The sequence below is a fragment of the Bradyrhizobium sp. LLZ17 genome (assembly GCF_041200145.1).
Lineage (GTDB): Bacteria > Pseudomonadota > Alphaproteobacteria > Rhizobiales > Xanthobacteraceae > Bradyrhizobium.
Map to the genome: position 1 here is coordinate 1,988,056 of NZ_CP165734.1, position 18,058 is coordinate 2,006,113.

Sequence of the window (18,058 nt, forward strand, 5' to 3'; positions counted from 1 at the left end):
CCGGGAAGCATGCACGTCGGTTCCAAAACCGAGGTTTAAGGCTGGTTGAATCTTGTCCGCAGGGTTTGCTTGGGCTGAGCGGAATGCAGACAATTTTACCGATCTCGATAGTGAGAGGCGGCCTGAGCAGGCCTTCCTGATCTCAGATCGCCAGCTCGTCCTTGAGCGCGGAGATCACCTGCTCGCCTTGAGTGGTGAGCCGGTAGGTCACCAGCGGACGGCTCGAGGGCGGCTTGCGGTCGAGTTCGACGATGTAGCCGCGCACCATCAGGGCTTCAAAGCTTCCGTAATAGCCGAACATGCTGATCTGGTTCTGCTTGAGCACCTTGAACTCGCGCAGCAGGCTGATCTCGTTGCCTGAGAGCAGCGACCTGCGGACGCGCTGAACGAATCGCGCCCGTTGCTCGAACCAGGCCTGGTCGGGCAGCTCGCGCGACGCTGGCGCGGGGTCCCGTTCGCACGGACGCGCTTCGGCGACGGCAACAACCGGCGGCAGGCTTGGGATGCTGCTGCCGACCGTTGCTTTCGCGACGTCGAGCAAGGCAACGGGCCAGCGCCGCTTGTTGTCCACCATCACCGGCGGGGGCACGACGCTGTCACGCACCAATTGCTCGAAGCGGCCGGCGGTCACGCCGACATAAGCCGCCGCGCGGCGACGGTCGACCAGAGCGGCGTCACGCCCGTGCTCCGGCTCGCAAGCGATAGTCTCGTCCACCCCGAAATCCCCTGCCGCATCGTTGCGGGCGCGCCATCGCGCGGGCCCGACAGGCCCGTCCCCGCATGACACTAGGGTGAAAACAGCGCTCTCAAAAGGCAGAGAATTTCGCACATATTGCTGCCGTTTCGGCAACAGCTATAGTCGGATCGGGGGTCCCATGCGATTTCACTCACCGGCCATCCAGTACTTCCACGCCGTCCGCCGCACCGGCTCGATCCGGGCTGCGGCGCGGCTCCTGAACGTCGCCTCGTCCGCCGTCAGCCGTCAAATTCTCAAGCTGGAACAGGAGGTTGGATCACCATTGTTCGAGCGCAATGCGCGCGGCCTGACACTGACGACGGTCGGCGAGATGCTGGCCCGGCACGTGATGAACGTGCTGCAGGACCTCGATCGCTTCCGCTCGGATGTCGCGTCCCTGTCGGGCGCCTGGCACGGCACGGTCAGCATCGCCTGCATCGAGTCGCTCACAGAATCAGTGCTGCCAGACCTGATCGCCGCGCACCGCGGCCGCGCCCGGCGCGTCAGCTTCACCACGGAGGTGATGGGATCCTCGGGGGTGCTGGAAGCCCTCAGCCGTGGCGAGACCGATATCGGCATCGCGATCGCTCTCAGGCATCCGCCCGACCTGCGGCAGGTTGCGCTGAAACGGTTTCGCCTCGGCGCACTGGTCGCACGCGAGCATCCGCTGGCGCGCCGCAAGACGGTCACGCTGGAGCAATGCCTCGCCTTTCCCGTCATCAACGCGTTGCCGGAGCTGTCGATCTATCATTTGCTCCAGCCGCTGATCGCGCAGCTGTCGGAGACGCCTGAGCCTGCGATCCAGGCCAACTCGATCGACCTGATGCGTGAGCTCGCCGCGCGCGGCGTCGGCGTCGCATTCCAGACCCAGCTTGGGATCGGCCGGCTGTCGCGCGAGGGCCAGCTCGTGTTCCTGACGCTGGACAATGCCGGCAGCCCGGTATGGTCGGATCTCGGCATTTATGTCCGCGCCGAGCGTACCCTGCCCGCCTACACCGAGTCCTTCCTTCAGGAGCTCGTGCGCGAGCTCGGCGAGCGCGAGCGTCAGGAGAACGCGGCCTATCCGCATGTTGCGTGATGAAGCGTCGCCGAGCCCCAGTACTTATCCGGAATATGGCCGATGACAGGCTATCTGATACCTTTCCTGGATTGAGCCGCCATCTCAGACTACCCCTCGAGGATTCCAAGATGCCGCTCCATCGGCTGAAGCCATCGCGCGTCCTCGCCATCGAGCGCTTCTCGGACTTCGGCCAATTTCGCGCCAACGAGGTGCTCGGTCTCGGCACCAGCACGCCGCTCCGCCCGCGCGATTTCTCGCTGTCGCGCGCCATCCTGCCGCTTGAGGACGGGCTGTTCGTGCTTCAGCGCGCCTTCGCCCGCCAGCTCGACGTCGATGTCGGCACCGACCATGGCGTCGGCCTCGTGGTCCCATTCTGCTTTCACTCGATCAGCAACGGCCGCGAGATCGACAATTCGACGGTGGGCGTCGTTCGCGGCAGGGTCCCCGTCAGATCCGTCGAGCAGAGATCCCAACACCTATCTGATGATGCGCTTCAACTCCGACATGCGCCATCGCGGCTGGGCGGATTACGACAGCGGGCTCGGATTCTTCCGGCCACATGACGCGACCATGGCAGGCCTGCGCGCCACGATCCTGAACATGTTCAGCCTGGCCGCCGAAGCCAACGATCCCCGGCAGTTCGAAGCGCTGAACCGGCCGATCCAGGAGACGCTGCTCGCCTGTCTCGACGCAACGCTGGTGACGGCCGACGCACTGGCCCCGCGACGCGGGTCGTTCGACAGGCACCGCAGGCTGATCGCGCGCCTCGACGAAGTGGCCGCGCTATGCGGCGGCAAACCGCTCTACAGCGACGATCTCGCGAGCGCGCTCGGCGTATCCGTGCGCACACTGCAGACCGCGGCCCATGCAGTGCATGGCGTCAGCCTGCATCACTATCTGCGGCTCAAACGTCTATGGTCGGTTCGCATGCAGCTGATGTCCGCGGGCAACGGAGCGACCATCAAGGCTGCGGCGCTCGCGAACGGGTTCTGGCACATGGGCGAATTTTCGAAGGTCTACAAGACGATGTTCGGCGAGATGCCGTCCGAGACGCTGGTAAACGCCCGCTCTTTTGCGGACGCCGCGCTTCGCTTCTGATCTGGGCGCGACAACAATTCCCACCGATCGCGCCGTGTTCAGCCTCAGCCGTGGCCGGCCTTGCGTTGCCCGCTCTCGCTGATGCGGTCGACCCAGGCGATACCGACTGCGGAGATGATGAAGGTCAGGTGAATCAGCACCTGCCACATCACGCCGGTCTCGGTGAAATTGCTCCGTGTCGTGCCGAGATTGCCGGCCTCGATGAAGGTCCGCAGCAGCGAGATCGAGGAGATGCCGATGATCGCCATGGCAAGCTTGATCTTGAGCACGCTGGCATTGACGTGGCTCAGCCATTCCGGCTCGTCGGGATGACCGTTCAAGTTCAGTCGCGACACGAACGTCTCGTACCCGCCGACGATCACCATCACCAGCAGGTTCGAGATCATCACGACGTCGATCAGCCCGAGCACGATCAGCATGATTTGCTGCTCGCTGGCGTCGAACGAGTGCGCGACCAGGTGCCAGAGCTCCTTCAGGAACAGCAGCACATAGACTGCCTGCGCGATGATGAGGCCGACATAGAGCGGCACTTGCAGCCAGCGCGAGCCGAAGATGAGCTGGGCAAACGGCCCGATCTGCGGCGGTGGCGCGGACAGCGCCAAACGTGCTTTGGGTTCGGACATCATTGATCACTCCGGATTGCGGACAGGGACGCGCCTCTGCTCAGAGGCTCGCGATGACCGGCGCGAGCTCGAGCGAGCCGCGATAGATCATCTGGAAGGCGACGTAGACGATGATGGCGAGGCCGACATAGGCGATCCAGCGCTGCTTCTGGAGCACGCGACCGAGCAGGTCCGCGGCGATGCCCATCAGCGCGACCGACAGCAGCAGGCCGAAGACGAGGATGTAGGGATGCTCGCGCGCGGCGCCTGCGACCGCCAGCACGTTGTCGAGCGACATCGAGACGTCCGCGGCGACGATCTGCGCCGCGGCTTGCCCGAACGTCTTGCGCGGCTCCGATGCCGTGCTTGCGCCGTTACCATGGCCGAACGCGAGCGCGCTCGAATGCGTAGCCTGCTCACGCAGCTCGCGCCACATCTTCCAGCAAACCCACAGAAGCAGGACGCCGCCGGCCAGCGGCAGACCGATGACCTGCAACAATTGGGTCGCAATGCCGGCGAAGACGATGCGCAAGCCAGTGGCGGCAACGATGCCGACGACGATGGCGCGCCGGCGCTGCTCGGCGGGCAGGCCCGCCGCTGCAAGGCCGATGACGACGGCGTTGTCGCCGGCCAGCACGAGGTCGATCAGGACGACCTGGAGCAGCGCGGTCAGCGCGTCGGCGGCGATGAATTCAGTCATGTTCGATCATTTTTGAGATGCGGACGGATCGAGCCAATGCGGCTTGCGGCGCTCGATCCAGTCGAAGACCTTTGAACGGGACGAGCGCAGCGCCGGCACGTCCTCGGCGAGCAATGCAAGCCCAAGCGGCAGCATCCAGATGCCGAGCACCGGCAGGAACGACAGCACGCCACCGACGACGAGCAGCGCGCCGGAGGGAATTCTGACCCAGCGACTGGATGGTTTCAGTAGATAGGTGACGGCGCCGGCAACGCGCGGCGGAAGCCGATGGACGAGCGCGTCGAGCCGCGGGTCACCGCCGGCTGTTTCGCCAGCGGCTTCCTCGGGTCTCGTCCTTTGCTCGTCGGAAGCGGCGCTCATGCTTCCTCCGCGGAGACGACGCGCTGTTTCGAATGCGCAGTCGAGACGACTGGCTTTGCGCGCGGCAACACCAGCGTCAGCAGGCGCAGCAGCTTGATCGCCTGTACCTCATGCGGATGCACGTCCTCGTCCGCGGCCGCGACGCGCTCCGACAGCTCGACGAGATGGGACGAGAGCGGCAGGTCCGCGATCGGCCGCAGCTTCTCGATCACCACGTTGGCGAAGTCCGGCTCTTCGAGCCGCTCTGCGAGCTCGTCGAACATCGCGAACAGGCGCTCCTCAGCGAGGTGCGGCGCCAGTCCGCGCTCCCTGATGAAGCGGATCACCTCGTCGCGCTCGACCGGCGAAACGCGCCGGTCGGCAACCGCGACCAGTGCGCCGGCAATCACCAGCGCCACCGCAGCCTGCTCATTGAGACCGGACGGTTCGGTGATATCGAGTTCGATTGGATTTGAGTATTTGGCGTCAGTCATCGTTGCTCCTCAACTTTGCGAAATGGCCGCACGGAGCTGCGATGGGGACGATTGGGTCGGAGGCAACACAGAAGGCCCGACGATCGGCCGATCCATCGCATTCGCGCGGGACAGGTCATCCGACATCGCGAGGTTTGACCGACATTGTCGGCGTCCTCGCCAGAGGGGCCCGGATTCGTGTTGTCCTAGCAGATAAAGCCGAGACCATCGGAATCAAGACGGAACCGGTGCGACCAGCCGCCGCATCGGTTTCCTTGTGGCGGTGTATCCGCCGTGTGGAGTTGGGAATGAAACGTTAGATCGGTGCGCCAAAATGCAGTAAGCACGCCACTTCGCACCACGGATCATCGAGATGCGGCCAGAGCAACGCCTTCGCCCATGAGCCCTCAGGTCGCGAGAACCTGCGGAAGCTGCACGGCCTGCTGCGATGGCTGGCTCCGGATCGAAGTGCGTGGACACAAGGTGAGCAAGGGGCAACCCTGCCCGTTCAGCGTGGCGCAGCGATGCGCGATCTATCCTGAGCGCCCACAACATCCCTGCCGCGAATTCGTCTGCGGCTGGCTGGTAGGGTCCAGCCCGCTGCCGGATTGGATGCGGCCGGACCGATCCGACATGATCATGCTGGCTGCCAATTTCTTTTGGCGCGGCCTGCCTGTCGATGTCGTGGTGCCGGTCGGCAGGCAGCCGAAGCAGAAGGCGCTGGATTGGCTGACCGGGTTTTGCACCGAAAACAGGCGCCTCCTCGTCTACCAGATCGGTGAGGAATGGTTCGCGTTCGGCCCGACCGCCTTCCAGACCGACATCGCTGGCCGTCTCGGACGTGGCGAAACGCCGTGGGGCGATTGACGCAAGTCGCGGAAGCTATTCGCCTTTTCAGGCGGAGATCATTGGATGTGCTGCAATGCGACGCATCGCCGCGCGACACATTTTGTCAGGAATAGTTGCGATTTGGCCACACGCGCCAGGAAAGCGCGCGTGGCGCTGTCGCGAGCGTTGTATGTGGCATCTGGCATACAATAGGCTCCACTTTATCCCGGGCGGATCAGACGGCCCGCGGCATAAAGGGGAAACGACATGAGGAAGGCCTTCCTGCTTGGAACAGGCTTCGCGGCGCTGTGCGCAACGGCTCTCAATCAACCGCTGCGAGCTGCAACACTTGACGACGTCGTCGCGCGCCTCGATGCCCTCGAGCGCAACAACGCAAAGCTCGCGAAAGAGAACGCGCGACTTCGCGAACGCGTCAATCACGTGGGCGAGACGAAGTCAGCGGTAACCGCAGTCGCGCCGGCATCGCCCAAGGGCAATCCGGTGCTGCATGCGGCGGTCGCGCCATCGCCGGCACCTGAGCACACCGTCGTCAGCGTCGGCGGTGCTCCGCTCTACAGCAAGGCGCCCGGCACGAATCCGTTCATCGACAACACGACGGTCACGCTCTACGGGCACGTCGATCTCTCCGGCGACATCTTCAACGCCGGGGTTTACGACCAGGGCACCAAGTTCGGCGTTTCCTCTAACCTCACTTATTTCGGGGTCCGCGCGCGTCACAATCTGGATTCCTATGGCTATCCGGGATGGGCGGCAATCGCACAATTCGAGTCGCTGGTGGAGGTCGCAGCCGTTCCGACCGAACGCGCGGCATTCGGCACGCGCGACAGCTTCCTCGGCATGGAAAGTCCCTGGGGCACGATCAAGGCCGGCAAGGCGGACACGCCCTACAAGAGGGCGACTGCGAAGTTCGATCCGTTCTCGGCGACGCTCGGCGATTACAATTCGATCATGGGCAACACCGGAGGCGATCTCCGCGCCGAGTTCGATTGGCGCGCGGCCCACGCGATCTGGTATGAATCGCCCGTGTGGAACGGCTTCCAGGCCACCTTCATGGTCTCGCCCGGGCAGAACACGGCAAAGGACAACAGTGACTTTGCGCTCGGCGATTTCAACTGCCCTGCTACCTCGTCGCGCGGCAGCGGCTCGGGCTTCCCGCTCACATCGGCGCCGGAGGGCTGCACCGACGGATCATATGGCAATCTCTACAGCGCATCGCTGACCTACAACCAGGGTCCATTCACCGCAATCGCCGCCTACGAGCTTCACGAAGGCACCAACCGAACCGGCGACGAGGCGGTGACCCCCTTGAGCAATGGCGGCGTTCTCACCGTGCCGCCGGGCGCCGTCGGCATCGCCAACGAATGGGCCGCGAAATTCGGCGCGGGCTACCGGTTCAACGACATGATCGGCAGCCTCCAACTGTATGGCATTTACGAGATCATGCGCCGCCAAAATACGGTAGCCGATTTCAACGAACGTTCGCGCGACGGCTACTTCCTGAGCGCGACCCAGACGGTCGAGAAATGGGACATCAGCGCCTCCTGGGCCCACGCCAACGCCTCGCCAGGCTCGCCCGGCACTGGCGTCCTCAACGCCTATCCCACCCCTGGGGTCCCGGTCTCGGCTCCGGCCGGTTCCGCCGACTTCGCGCTCAACAGCGTGGACTCCAGCGCCGACCAATACGCACTCGGCGTGAAGTATCACCTCAGCCCGTTCGTGAGCTGGTACCTCGTCGGCAGCTATCTGCGCAACGGGCCGGGCGCGCATTACTGCCTCGGCGTCAGCGGACATGGCTACGGTGTCTGTGGACGCGACGCCAACAACAACGTTGTTGCGGGCAACAAGGCGGAAGCCGTGACCACCGGCATGACCTTCGACTTCTAAAAGGAAAAACTGCGGAGAGCCAGTCATGGCTCTCCGCAGTCCCATGGGGTACTCACCTCACCCGCTCGACAAGATGCGCGCGCGAAGGTGCCGGATCGAACCGGTCGCCGAAATACTGCGTCTCGTGAGCGACGAATTCTTCGCGAAACTCCATGATGCTCACGACGTAGGACGGCACGCCGTCATAGGTCAGAACGAATTCGCTCACCCAGAGATCGCCTCCGCCGACAATTCGCCGAACCGTGAACCGCTTCCTGTTGGGTTGCAGGAAGCGGCTCCCCTGAATGTTTCTGCGGCCGTGAATCCGTTCGCCCGATTGCGGATAATCGAGCACGGCATCGTCGCAGTAGATGTCATGCTCGGCCTCGAAATCGTTCGCGTCCGAGGCATCCCAATGGCGCTGAAGCGCCGCCAGCCTGGCTTGATCGTCCATGCCGATCTCCGATGTTGGCTTCCCGCACCTTAGCATCGAAGTTCGTCCCGTGCCGTTCTCGGCGGCGCGCCGCCGTCGGACCCGTGCCTCAGTCCTTTGAGTGAGCTGTTCTCCGCATCACGCTCTCGCCGCCAGCGTCGGACGGGAAACCGAACCATGCGTCAGGGGACGAGCAGCCACCGGTTTTCGTGTCGGCCGGCGCCGCGGAATGAAGAAGCTTTTCACGAGGATCGGCTCGTCGTCGCCGAGCGCAACACGCTCCTTCGCGAGCACACTCATGACCGAGCGCATCTTGAGGATTTCCTGCGCCACGAAGCTACAGTCCTCGTCCCGTCTGATCTGCTCATGCATGATGGCTTCAGCCTCGAGCATGCTGACGCGAAGGGCTCTGATGGTTCTGCGGATTTCGTTGACGCGGTTGTCCATGGCTGCCTCCATCTCGGTTACAGCATAAGAACAAAACATGAACAAAATGTCAATCGGCGTAGTGCTCGATCTCGCCCCGGCTTGCTCATGAGTCCGGGGTCGGCCTGACGTCGTGGCCGGTCCGCAGGCGTGGGTGTTGGTCTCCCGTCGGCGCAGTTGCACGCGCTTGCCATGACTTGCCGACAAACATGACTTGCCGACAAATTAGACAGCGTACGTCTCATTCCCGAATTCGCGAGCTTGTGCAGGCGGTCCGGCGTCGCGGACGAGCGGGCGATCTAACCTCTGGGGCAACCACCGGTTTTTTTGCCAACCGGGCTCAGCACTTCCGGACGAAGATCCGCTTGCTGCTCCGCAACCGAACTGGCCCAATATTCGCAAGTGACGTCCCGAGAGAGCAAAGCTCAGACCGGAGAACGTCATGAACGTGCATGCTGCGGGCGATCTCAAAATCACCGGCCTCACCCATCCGAATGGCGCGCCGCTCCGCCTCAACACGCAGGATTTCGTCGCGATCGATCGCGACCGGAATGCGAAGTACGAGGCGACCTACCGTCCGCAGGCCCTCTACAACCGCGCCAACGAAGGCTTCCACGCCAACAACGAAACCTTCCTGCTGCACGAAGTCGCGACGAATCTGCCGATCTACCTTCCCGACACCGGCCCGACCGATTTCCATCTTCATCTTCCGCCGGGCGGCTTTCAGCTCGTGCTGGTCACCTCGGGCGCGTTCACCTTCGACTACGACGGCCGCTTTTACAATGTCGGCCCCGGCGCGGTGATGCTGCAAAGTGCGATCGTGCACCGCCAGCTGTTCTACACCTGGTCCGGCCTGTCGACCGAAGAGAACCTCAAGACGCCGCAGACGGTGGCGCCGGACCCGATCTCGATGGGCTATTCCGGAAAATTCCTCGAAGCTTTCATCACCGATCCGACGACCTTTCCGAACCCGACCATTGTCGGTCCGGATCAGATCAACGAAGACGAGACGCCACGGGTGGCCTGGAGCCACCCCTTGCATGACCGCCCTGCCAATGCAGGCTTCTGGCTTCAGGATCCCTTGGCGCTCGATGCGCTGTTCAAGCCGCTCGCCGAGTGTCCGATCAAATCGGCCATGCCGGTTTACGTGCGCGATATCGGCATCGAGATTCCGAGCGGCCATCTCGTCGCCGGCCACATCATCGCCACCGATCCGCGCGGCCACTCGTTGCTGCCGAAGAGCACGTCGGCAGCAGCGGACCCGACCTGTTTTGCCAAGGGCGAGGTCGTTATCTATCGCGTCATTCGCGGCACGGCCGAATTCAAGAACAAGGCTGGCGAGACCTTCGAACTGGCGGCCGGCGATGTCGTGACGGCAGGCAAGAGCTCGATCAGCCTCGTCGGACTGGGCGAGAATACCCAGGTGCTCCGGCTCGGCCTTCTGGAAAGGCATGAACGACCTTCGCAGCTGGACACCGACACAGCGCGACGAGATCGACGGCCTGGCTGGTCAGATCATCACGGGGAAAGACATCCGTCCGCTGCGCACCGAAGGCAGGCCGGTCGGGTATCTGTACGGCTAAGCGGTGTTCCTACTCCGCCGCCTGCCGGACGTGGCGCGCGGTCGGGGTGCGCATGGTGACGAGCTCTTCGGCGGCGGTCGGATGCAGCGCGAAGGTGGCGTCGAAGTCGGCCTTTGTCGCCTTCATCTTCACGGCAATCGCGACCGCCTGGGTGATCTCGGCGGCGCCGTCACCGACGATGTGGCAGCCGAGCACGCGGTCGGATAAGCCGTCGACGACCAGCTTCATCAGCATGCGGGTGTCGCGGCCCGACATCGTCGCCTTGATCGGGCGGAACGTCGTCTTGTAGATGTCGACATGGCCATATTGTGCGCGCGCTTCGGTCTCGGTGAGACCGACGGTGCCGACTTCCGGCTGCGAGAACACGGCGGTCGGGATCGTGGAATGATCGACCTTCACCTCGCGCTTGCCGAACACGGTGTCGGCAAAGGCGTGTCCTTCGCGGATCGCGACCGGCGTCAGATTGTGGCGATGGGTGACGTCGCCGATAGCATAGATGCTGTCGACCGAGCTCTTCGAGAAATGATCGACCGCGATGCCGCCGTTGTTCGGATTGATGGCGACGCCGGCCTTTTCGAGACCGAGATTGGCCACCGCAGGATACCGGCCGATCGCGAACATCACCTGGTCGGAGGCGACGCTCGAGCCGTTCGAAAGATGCGTGGTGAATTCATCGCCGTGGCGGTCGACCTTCGCCACGGTGCACCCGGTGAGGATGGTGATCCCCTGCTTCTCCATCTCGCTGCGAACATGGGCGCGAACATCCTCGTCGAAGCCGCGCAAGATGTTGTCGCCGCGATAGATCACGGTCACGTCGGAGCCGAACCCTGCAAAGATGCCGGCGAATTCGAGCGCGATGTAGCCGCCGCCCTGGATCACGATGCGCTTCGGCTGCGTCTTCAGGTGAAAGGCCTCGTTGGAGGAGATCACGTGCTCGATGCCGGGGATCATGGCGCCGTGATTGGGCGCGCCGCCGGTGGCGATCAGGATGTACCTGGCGGTGATCCTCCTGTCGTTCTCGAGCAGGCGAACGGTGTGCCTGTCCTCGATCACCGCGCGGGTCTTGACGATCTCGGCGCCGGACTTCTCGACGTTCGTCGTGTAGGCCGCCTCCAGCCGCGCGATCTCCTTGTCCTTGTTGGCGATCAGCGTCGGCCAATCGAAGCTCGCGGGCGGAACGGTCCAGCCGAAACCGGCGGCGTCCTCGAGCTCGTGGCGAAAATGCGAGCCGATCACCAACAGCTTCTTTGGCACGCAGCCGCGGATCACGCAGGTGCCGCCCATGCGGTACTCTTCCGCGATCATGACGCGGGCGCCGTGGCCGGCCGCGATGCGGGCGGCACGCACGCCGCCCGAGCCGCCACCGATGACAAAGAGGTCGACGTCGAATTCAGTCATTGTCCTCTCCGACCTCTTTCAGGGATTTCCGATCAACTATTCCCTGTCAGATAGGTGCTGTCAGATTTCCTTGCCACGCTTGCGCATCTCTGCCCGGAAGGCGCTCATGACGGTCTCGGAGAAGTTCTGGGCCCAGGTGTTCATGAAGGTCATGCTCTCACCGATGGCTTTCGGTTCGGCGCTGAGCAGCTTCTGTCCGAGCGGCGACTTGTAGAAAGTGACGAGATCCTTGAGCTCCTGCTCCGTGAACTCGCTGGCATAGATCTGCGCCATGCCCTCGCCGATTTCGTTCTGACGGCCGGCGAGCTGCTGGGCGACGATCGGCGCAACCTCGTTGAGGTCCTTCTGGTAGTTGAGGTTCTGCTGCGTCAGCGCGATCTTGGTCTTCTCGACCATGCCGGGCACGGCACCGGCATACATCCCGGAAGCGTTCTTGATCGTCAGGATCTCCTTGGCCGCCGCGATGGCCGCGGGCGAAGCTTTCGGCGCGGCAGGCTTTTGCGCCATAGCCGGGGCGGCCGAAAGGGCCAGTCCCACAGCGAGGGTCGCGGCCGGCAACAATTTCAACAGGCTCTTCATTCCTAGTCTCCTTTCGGCTTTCGCCGTTCAATCACGCGAATTCCCTCGCCACCCGCCAAAACGGCCGAGCTGGCCAAGCCGATGAACAACCCATGCTCGACCACGCCCGGGATCGCGCTCAGCGCCGTGGCGAGATGAGCCGGATCCGCAATCCGTCCGAGCTGGGCATCGACGATCCAGTGGCCGCCATCGGTGACGAAAACGTGGCCGTCCTCGTCCGCACCCTTCGCTCCATCCTTGACCCTATCCTTGGCCTTGCGGACCGCCATTTGCCCGGAAACGCCGCATTGCGCAAATGCCTTCTCGATCGCCCGGCGTGTCGCCTCTAACCCGAACGGAATGACCTCGATCGGCAGCGGAAACCGGCCGAGCGTCGGCACCCATTTGCTCTCGTCGGCAATCACGATCATGCGATCCGAGGCCGCGGCCACGATCTTCTCGCGCAGCAGCGCGCCGCCGCCGCCCTTGATCAAATTGAGCTCGGGATCGATCTCGTCGGCGCCGTCGATTGTGATGTCGAGATGGTCGATCTCGTCGAGCGTGGTCAGCGGCACGCCGCAACGCATCGCATCAAGGCGCGTCGCCTCCGACGTCGGAACGCCGATCACCTTGAGACCGGTCCGCACCCGCTCTCCGAGCAGCTCGACGAAGTGCTTTGCGGTCGAGCCGGTGCCAAGCCCGAGCTGCATGCCGTCACGGACGTCCTCAAGGGCGCGCGCCGCAGCCTGCCGCTTCAACTGGTCCATATCCAAATTGCGCCCGCCTCAGTTTAAGGATGTGCCGCCAATACCGGCACTTGCGGCGGCCTGTGTAGCCTCGTTTTCTCTTCGAGAACAGGGTCTGGGAGCAGGCCTATAAGGTGATCTTATACGCTCGCCCCTTGCGCGGCCCGGGCCGGACCGATAGCGCTTGAGGAATGACCTCCCCCTACACCCTCGTCTTCGATCTCGACGGCACGCTCGTGGATACGGCGCCCGACCTCATCACCGCGCTGAATTATGTGCTCGACCGCGAAGGCCTGCCGCCGGTGCCGATGGCCTCGGCCCGCAACATGATCGGTGCCGGCGCCCGCAAGCTGATCGAGCGGGGGCTGGAGGCCGAGGGACGCATGGTCAGCATTGCGGAGATGAACCGGATGACGGCGGATTTCATCGGCTATTATGCCGACAATATCGCCGTGGAATCCCGGCCGTTCGAGGGGCTCGAGGCAGCGCTCGAGGTTTTTGCGGCGCAGGGCCATCGGCTGGCGGTCTGCACCAACAAGCTGGAATGGCTGTCGAAGCGGCTCTTGGACCAGCTCGACCTGAGCCGCCGGTTCGCGGCGATCTGCGGTGCGGATACCTTTGGGGTCCAGAAGCCCGATCCGACCATTTTCCGCGAGACCGTGGCCCGGGCCGGCGGCGAGGTTAAGGCCAGCATCATGGTCGGGGATGCCGGACCCGATATCGGGGTCGCCCGGCGCGCCGGGGTACCCGTGATCGGGGTCAGCTTTGGCTATACGGACGTGCCGATCGCCGAACTCAAACCGGACCGGCTGATCCATCACATGCGCGACCTGCCGGCCGCCGCAAGCAGCCTGATGACGGTTTAAGGCTCGTCAAGCTACTGAATCTCCTGCATAATTCGTGCGGACCCCGCGTTAACCATCTATTAACTATGCGCGGCCCGCCGGTTGCCTGCGGAAAACGACGCTCCTAAGGTCTCCTTGGGGAATGTGGCGGTTCGTCGCAGTAGAAGTGGATGGTCATGCGTCGTGTCATAGCTATCGCGTTAGCCGGAGCGAGCGCCCTGGCGGCAACAAGTCTGGGTGGCTGCTCCTCACTCTCCTGGAACATGTTCCAATCAGCCCCACCGACCGTGCAGGTCCGGCTTGAATCCAATCCTCCGGGCGCCGACGCGAACACCTCGCTCGGCCCGGGCTGCAAGACCCCTGCTCGGTCTCGGTTCCCGCCCCCGACAGTCCCTTCACGGTCAACTACGCCCTCAATAAATACCAGCCGGTCAGCGTGCCGGTGAACCTGATCAAGAATCCCGGCGATTTCACCACGCCCGCCTCCGTCACCACCGACCCGAACCCCGTGTTTGCGGAGCTCCAGCCGGCAGTGCCCCTCAAGCCCGTGAAGAAGCCGCACCGGCCGAAGCCGAAGAAGCCGAAGCCGGCCGCGGCAGCACCTGCCGCAGCACCGGCCGACGCCGCAGCACCCGCCGCGGGTTCGCCGTTCCCTGAACCGACCGCGGGCAAGCGCTGACATCCGTCAACGGCCGTCAACGGCGCGATTGTCCTTACCGTTTCTGATGCTTAGATTGCTCTGACGGCACCCCTGAAGCAAAGGTGCGCCGTCGCCGTCAGTGACAAGGCATTTCGAATGAACGGATCCTCTGCCAGTTCCCGAGCCGCGCTGTCGAGCGCCATGACCGATCCGTTCGGGCGGACCATCAGCTATCTGCGCGTCTCCGTCACCGACCGCTGCGACCTGCGCTGCTTCTACTGCATGTCGGAAGACATGACGTTCCTGCCCAAGGCCGACCTCTTGACGCTCGAGGAGCTCGACCGTCTGTGCTCGGCCTTCATCGCCAAAGGCGTCAAGAAGCTGCGGCTCACCGGCGGCGAGCCTCTTGTCCGCCGCAACGTGATGTCGCTGGTGCGCTCGCTGTCGCGGCATTTGACGAGCGGCGCCCTCGGTGAGTTGACGCTCACCACCAACGGCACGCAGCTCGCAAAGCATGCGCAGGAACTCGCCGATTGCGGCGTCCGCCGCATCAACGTCTCACTCGATACGCTCGATCCCCGAAAATTCCGCGAGATCACCCGCTGGGGCGAGATCGACAAGGTGCTGGAAGGCATCGAGGCCGCGCGTGCCGCGGGGCTCGCCGTGAAGATCAACGCGGTGGCGCTGAAGAACCTCAACGAGGACGAGCTCCCCGACCTGATGCGCTGGGCCCATGGCAAGAGCATGGGGCTGACGCTGATCGAGGTGATGCCGATGGGCGAGATCGGCTCCGGGCGGATCGACCAATATCTGCCGCTGTCGCTGGTGCGCGCGCGGCTCGCCCAGCAATTCACGCTGACGGATCTTGCCGAGACCACCGGCGGGCCGGCGCGCTATGTCAGCGTCGCCGAGACCGGCGGCAAGCTCGGCCTCATCACGCCGATGACCCATAATTTCTGTGAATCCTGCAACCGGGTGCGGGTCACCTGCACGGGCACGCTGCACACCTGTCTCGGCCACGAGGATGCCTCCGATTTGCGCAAACCTCTGCGCGCGTCGACCGACGACACGCTGCTGGCCGCTGCGATCGACCGCGCCATCGGGCTCAAGCCCAAGGGCCACGATTTCATCATCGACCGCCGCCACGACCGCCCCAGCGTCTCCAGGCACATGAGCGTCACCGGCGGCTAGCGTTACCTGCCCTGCCCGGGGCGATTTCCCATAAGTATCAACAAACTTCCGATTGACGGACGGCACGCCCGCTGATTTTGTGCGGCGGCCTCATGCCTGCGCGGCGAGATAAGCCGAACGCGCCCGAGTCGGTGCAGTCAAGATGGCTGGGGCACAAGCGGGGAGGACCTATCATTGACAGCGCTCCTGAAATTGAGCGGCGGGATTGACGCGTTTACACGCTGGACCGGCAAACGGCTGGCCTGGCTGATTCTGGTCGCCGTGATCATCTCGGCGGCGAATGCGATCGTGCGCAAGGCCTTCGACACCTCGTCCAATTCCTGGCTCGAGCTACAATGGGTGCTGTTCAGCATCGTGTTCCTGCTGTGCTCGTCCTGGACGCTGCTCGATAACGAGCACATCCGGATCGACATCGTTAACGCCATGCTGCCGAAGCCGGCTCGCAACATCATCGACGTGATCGGCCACCTTTTCTTCCTGATCCCGCTGACGGTCGTCATGCTCGTCACCGGCGTGCCCTTCTTCCTGCGTTCGTTCCAGATCAACGAGCAATCCGGCAATGCCGGCGGCTTGCCGCAATGGCCCGCCAAGTCACTCATCATGATCGGCTTCGCGATGCTGCTCGTGCAGGGAATCTCCGAGTTGATCAAACGGATCGCCATCATGCGCGGCATGATTCCGGATCCTCACGAGTCGCAGATTTCGGCGCTGGAGGCCGAAGTCGAGCACCTCGTCGAAGCGATCGAACAGAAGTAGTCGGCGAGCGGCCTCAGGGGGATTCAATGACCGCGTTTATTATCGCCAATATGGCGCCGATCATGTTCGCGTCGCTGGTGGTCGTGCTGCTGCTCGGCTACCCGGCGGCGTTTTCGCTCGGCGCCGTAGGCCTGTTCTTCGCCGTGATCGGCATCCAGCTCGGTCAATTCCACCCGGACTTCCTGCAGGCTCTGCCTGAGCGCGTCTACGGCGTGATGAACAACGACACCTTGCTCGCTATTCCGTTCTTCACGTTCATGGGATTGGTGCTCGAGCGCTCCGGCATGGCCGAAGATCTGCTCGATACGATCGGCCAATTGTTCGGCACGATCCGCGGCGGCCTCGCCTATGCCGTCGTCTTCGTCGGCGCCCTGCTCGCGGCGACCACGGGCGTCGTCGCCGCATCGGTGATCTCGATGGGCCTGATCTCGCTGCCGATCATGCTGCGCTACGGATACGATCGCCGTGTCGCGACAGGTATCATTGCAGCGTCCGGCACGCTGGCGCAGATCATTCCGCCTTCTCTCGTCCTGATCGTGATGGCCGACCAGCTCGGCAAGTCGGTCGGCGACATGTACGAGGGCGCCTTCATTCCGGGCCTCGTGCTCGCGGGCCTTTACGCCGGCTACGCCTTTCTGGTCAGCCTGATCTTCCCGAAGGCCGTGCCGGGCCTCCCGAAGGAAGCAATCGGCTTCCGCGAGGAAAGCGGCAGCCGTGGTCTGCCTTCGCTCGGCGTGCTGTTCCTGGCAAGCTGCGTGTTCGGCTGGTTCATGATGCGGAATTCCGAGACGCATGGCGCCGATTTCGTCGTGCTGAGCATGTTCTTCGGCATCGTGTTTGCGTTCGCCGTCGCCGTCGTGAACTGGATCGTCGAGAAGCTCACGGGCTTCCGCTTCCTCTCGAAGATGGCACAGCAGACCACCTTCGTAATGGTGCCGCCGCTGTTCCTGATCTTCCTGGTGCTCGGCACCATCTTCATCGGCATCGCCACTCCGACCGAAGGCGGCGCGATGGGTGCCGCCGGCGCCCTGATTCTCGGCGCCGCGAAGGGCCGGCTGAGCTGGGACCTCGTTCGCCAGGCCACAGAATCGACGGCCAAGCTTTCCGCTTTCGTCGTTTTCATTCTGGTCGGCGCGCGCGTGTTCTCGCTGACCTTCTACGGCGTCAGCGGGCATGTCTGGGTCGAGCATCTGCTGACCTCGCTGCCCGGCGGCCAGGTCGGCTTCCTGCTCTTCGTCAACGCGTTCGTATTCGTGCTGGCCTTCTTCCTCGACTTCTTCGAGCTCGCCTTCATCGTCATCCCGCTGCTCGGACCTGCCGCCGAACATCTCGGCATCGACCTGATCTGGTTCGGCGTGATCCTCGGCGTGAACATGCAGACCTCGTTCATGCACCCGCCATTCGGCTTCGCATTGTTTTATCTGCGATCGGTCGCACCCAAGGAGCGCTACACCGACCGCGTCACCGGCAAGCGCATGGAGCCGGTGACGACCGGCCAGATCTATTGGGGCGCGGTGCCGTTCGTCGTGATCCAGGTCATCATGGTGGTGCTCGTGATCACGTTCCCGTCGATGGTCATGCACTACAAGGGCGTGCAGTCCACCATCGATCCCAACACCATCAAGATCGAGATCCCGCAGATCGATCTGCCGCCGCTGGATTTCGGCCAGCCGAAGCAATAAGGCGCGCTTTCCTTCTCCCCCCATGTCTGCCGAAGCCAGGGCGAAGGCGGATCCAGGGAGAAGGCGCAGCGCCAATGCCG

19 protein-coding genes and 2 pseudogenes are annotated in these 18,058 nt (G+C 63.6%); 11 read left to right on the forward strand and 10 right to left on the reverse strand.

Features of this window, described 5'->3' with window-relative positions; translation table 11 throughout:
* Window positions 1–142 precede the first annotated feature (142 nt).
* On the reverse strand, window positions 143–715 hold the full coding sequence (locus AB8Z38_RS10005; protein ID WP_369724673.1) for a hypothetical protein: 573 nt from the start codon (window positions 713–715) through the stop codon (window positions 143–145).
* A gap of 160 nt (window positions 716–875) precedes the next feature.
* Between AB8Z38_RS10005 and AB8Z38_RS10010 the strand changes: the two genes are divergently transcribed.
* The 3 genes from AB8Z38_RS10010 (at window position 876) to AB8Z38_RS10020 (ending at window position 2,894) form a co-directional block, all read left to right on the forward strand.
* On the forward strand, window positions 876–1,814 hold the full coding sequence (locus tag AB8Z38_RS10010) for a LysR family transcriptional regulator (RefSeq protein WP_369724675.1): 939 nt from the start codon (window positions 876–878) through the stop codon (window positions 1,812–1,814).
* Between the two features lie 110 nt (window positions 1,815–1,924).
* Complete coding sequence (locus AB8Z38_RS10015) at window positions 1,925–2,359, forward strand: hypothetical protein (RefSeq protein ID WP_369724676.1); 435 nt, start codon at window positions 1,925–1,927, stop codon at window positions 2,357–2,359.
* On the forward strand, window positions 2,280–2,894 hold the full coding sequence (locus AB8Z38_RS10020) for a helix-turn-helix domain-containing protein (protein ID WP_369724678.1): 615 nt from the start codon (window positions 2,280–2,282) through the stop codon (window positions 2,892–2,894). The genes AB8Z38_RS10015 and AB8Z38_RS10020 overlap by 80 nt, the downstream gene beginning before the upstream one ends.
* Window positions 2,895–2,938: 44 nt before the next feature.
* Here the strand turns inward: AB8Z38_RS10020 and AB8Z38_RS10025 are convergent, their stop codons facing one another.
* Genes AB8Z38_RS10025 through AB8Z38_RS10040 form a run of 4 tightly spaced genes read right to left on the reverse strand, consistent with a single transcriptional unit; the run spans window position 2,939 to window position 5,029 of the window.
* Window positions 2,939–3,520, reverse strand: a complete 582-nt coding sequence (locus AB8Z38_RS10025; protein WP_369724680.1) for a TIGR00645 family protein — start codon at window positions 3,518–3,520, stop codon at window positions 2,939–2,941.
* 37 nt (window positions 3,521–3,557) lie between these two features.
* Window positions 3,558–4,196, reverse strand: a complete 639-nt coding sequence (locus AB8Z38_RS10030; RefSeq protein WP_369724682.1) for a TerC family protein — start codon at window positions 4,194–4,196, stop codon at window positions 3,558–3,560.
* 6 nt (window positions 4,197–4,202) lie between these two features.
* Window positions 4,203–4,556, reverse strand: a complete 354-nt coding sequence (locus AB8Z38_RS10035) for a hypothetical protein (RefSeq protein ID WP_369724684.1) — start codon at window positions 4,554–4,556, stop codon at window positions 4,203–4,205.
* Window positions 4,553–5,029 carry a tellurite resistance TerB family protein gene (locus tag AB8Z38_RS10040; protein WP_369724686.1) on the reverse strand — a complete coding sequence of 159 codons (477 nt, stop codon included), beginning with the start codon at window positions 5,027–5,029 and terminating at the stop codon, window positions 4,553–4,555. Before AB8Z38_RS10040 ends, AB8Z38_RS10035 begins: the two co-directional genes overlap by 4 nt.
* A gap of 612 nt (window positions 5,030–5,641) precedes the next feature.
* On the opposite strand from AB8Z38_RS10040, the gene AB8Z38_RS10045 reads away from it, so the two are divergent.
* Together AB8Z38_RS10045 and AB8Z38_RS10050 are read left to right on the forward strand one after the other, a co-directional pair.
* The gene (locus tag AB8Z38_RS10045) at window positions 5,642–5,875 is read left to right on the forward strand and encodes a hypothetical protein (protein ID WP_369724688.1); all 234 of its coding nucleotides are present in this window, start codon (window positions 5,642–5,644) and stop codon (window positions 5,873–5,875) included.
* A gap of 228 nt (window positions 5,876–6,103) precedes the next feature.
* Window positions 6,104–7,741 (forward strand): porin, encoded by a 1,638-nt coding sequence (locus AB8Z38_RS10050; protein ID WP_369724689.1) that lies wholly within the window; start codon window positions 6,104–6,106, stop codon window positions 7,739–7,741.
* A gap of 52 nt (window positions 7,742–7,793) precedes the next feature.
* Here the strand turns inward: AB8Z38_RS10050 and AB8Z38_RS10055 are convergent, their stop codons facing one another.
* Both AB8Z38_RS10055 and AB8Z38_RS10060 read right to left on the reverse strand, forming a co-directional pair.
* Complete coding sequence (locus tag AB8Z38_RS10055; RefSeq protein WP_369724691.1) at window positions 7,794–8,174, reverse strand: nuclear transport factor 2 family protein; 381 nt, start codon at window positions 8,172–8,174, stop codon at window positions 7,794–7,796.
* A 117-nt stretch (window positions 8,175–8,291) separates the two neighbouring features.
* A complete protein-coding gene (locus AB8Z38_RS10060; protein WP_369724693.1) occupies window positions 8,292–8,600 on the reverse strand; it encodes a hypothetical protein in 309 nt (102 codons plus the stop codon).
* A gap of 421 nt (window positions 8,601–9,021) precedes the next feature.
* On the opposite strand from AB8Z38_RS10060, the pseudogene AB8Z38_RS10065 reads away from it, so the two are divergent.
* Window positions 9,022–10,162 (forward strand): annotated as a pseudogene (locus tag AB8Z38_RS10065) (hypothetical protein).
* Window positions 10,163–10,171: 9 nt separating this feature from the next.
* On the opposite strand, the gene gor reads toward AB8Z38_RS10065, so the two are convergent.
* The 3 genes from gor to rpiA are packed head-to-tail and all read right to left on the reverse strand — an operon-like array spanning window position 10,172 to window position 12,891.
* Window positions 10,172–11,560, reverse strand: coding sequence for a glutathione-disulfide reductase (gene gor / locus AB8Z38_RS10070; protein WP_369724695.1), 1,389 nt, complete (start codon window positions 11,558–11,560; stop codon window positions 10,172–10,174).
* 60 nt (window positions 11,561–11,620) lie between these two features.
* A complete protein-coding gene (locus AB8Z38_RS10075) occupies window positions 11,621–12,139 on the reverse strand; it encodes a DUF2059 domain-containing protein (RefSeq protein ID WP_369724697.1) in 519 nt (172 codons plus the stop codon).
* A gap of 2 nt (window positions 12,140–12,141) precedes the next feature.
* Window positions 12,142–12,891, reverse strand: coding sequence for a ribose-5-phosphate isomerase RpiA (gene rpiA / locus AB8Z38_RS10080; RefSeq protein WP_369724699.1), 750 nt, complete (start codon window positions 12,889–12,891; stop codon window positions 12,142–12,144).
* A gap of 164 nt (window positions 12,892–13,055) precedes the next feature.
* On the opposite strand from rpiA, the gene AB8Z38_RS10085 reads away from it, so the two are divergent.
* The 5 genes and pseudogenes from AB8Z38_RS10085 (at window position 13,056) to AB8Z38_RS10105 (ending at window position 17,978) form a co-directional block, all read left to right on the forward strand.
* Window positions 13,056–13,730: an HAD-IA family hydrolase gene (locus AB8Z38_RS10085; RefSeq protein ID WP_369724701.1), complete on the forward strand. Its 675-nt coding sequence runs from the start codon at window positions 13,056–13,058 to the stop codon at window positions 13,728–13,730.
* 155 nt (window positions 13,731–13,885) lie between these two features.
* Window positions 13,886–14,388 (forward strand): annotated as a pseudogene (locus AB8Z38_RS10090) (hypothetical protein).
* 117 nt (window positions 14,389–14,505) lie between these two features.
* A complete protein-coding gene (gene moaA / locus AB8Z38_RS10095; protein ID WP_369724703.1) occupies window positions 14,506–15,540 on the forward strand; it encodes a GTP 3',8-cyclase MoaA in 1,035 nt (344 codons plus the stop codon).
* 174 nt (window positions 15,541–15,714) lie between these two features.
* Window positions 15,715–16,296: a TRAP transporter small permease subunit gene (locus AB8Z38_RS10100; RefSeq protein WP_369724705.1), complete on the forward strand. Its 582-nt coding sequence runs from the start codon at window positions 15,715–15,717 to the stop codon at window positions 16,294–16,296.
* 26 nt (window positions 16,297–16,322) lie between these two features.
* Window positions 16,323–17,978: a TRAP transporter large permease subunit gene (locus AB8Z38_RS10105; RefSeq protein ID WP_369724706.1), complete on the forward strand. Its 1,656-nt coding sequence runs from the start codon at window positions 16,323–16,325 to the stop codon at window positions 17,976–17,978.
* The last annotated feature ends 80 nt before the right edge of the window (window positions 17,979–18,058 follow it).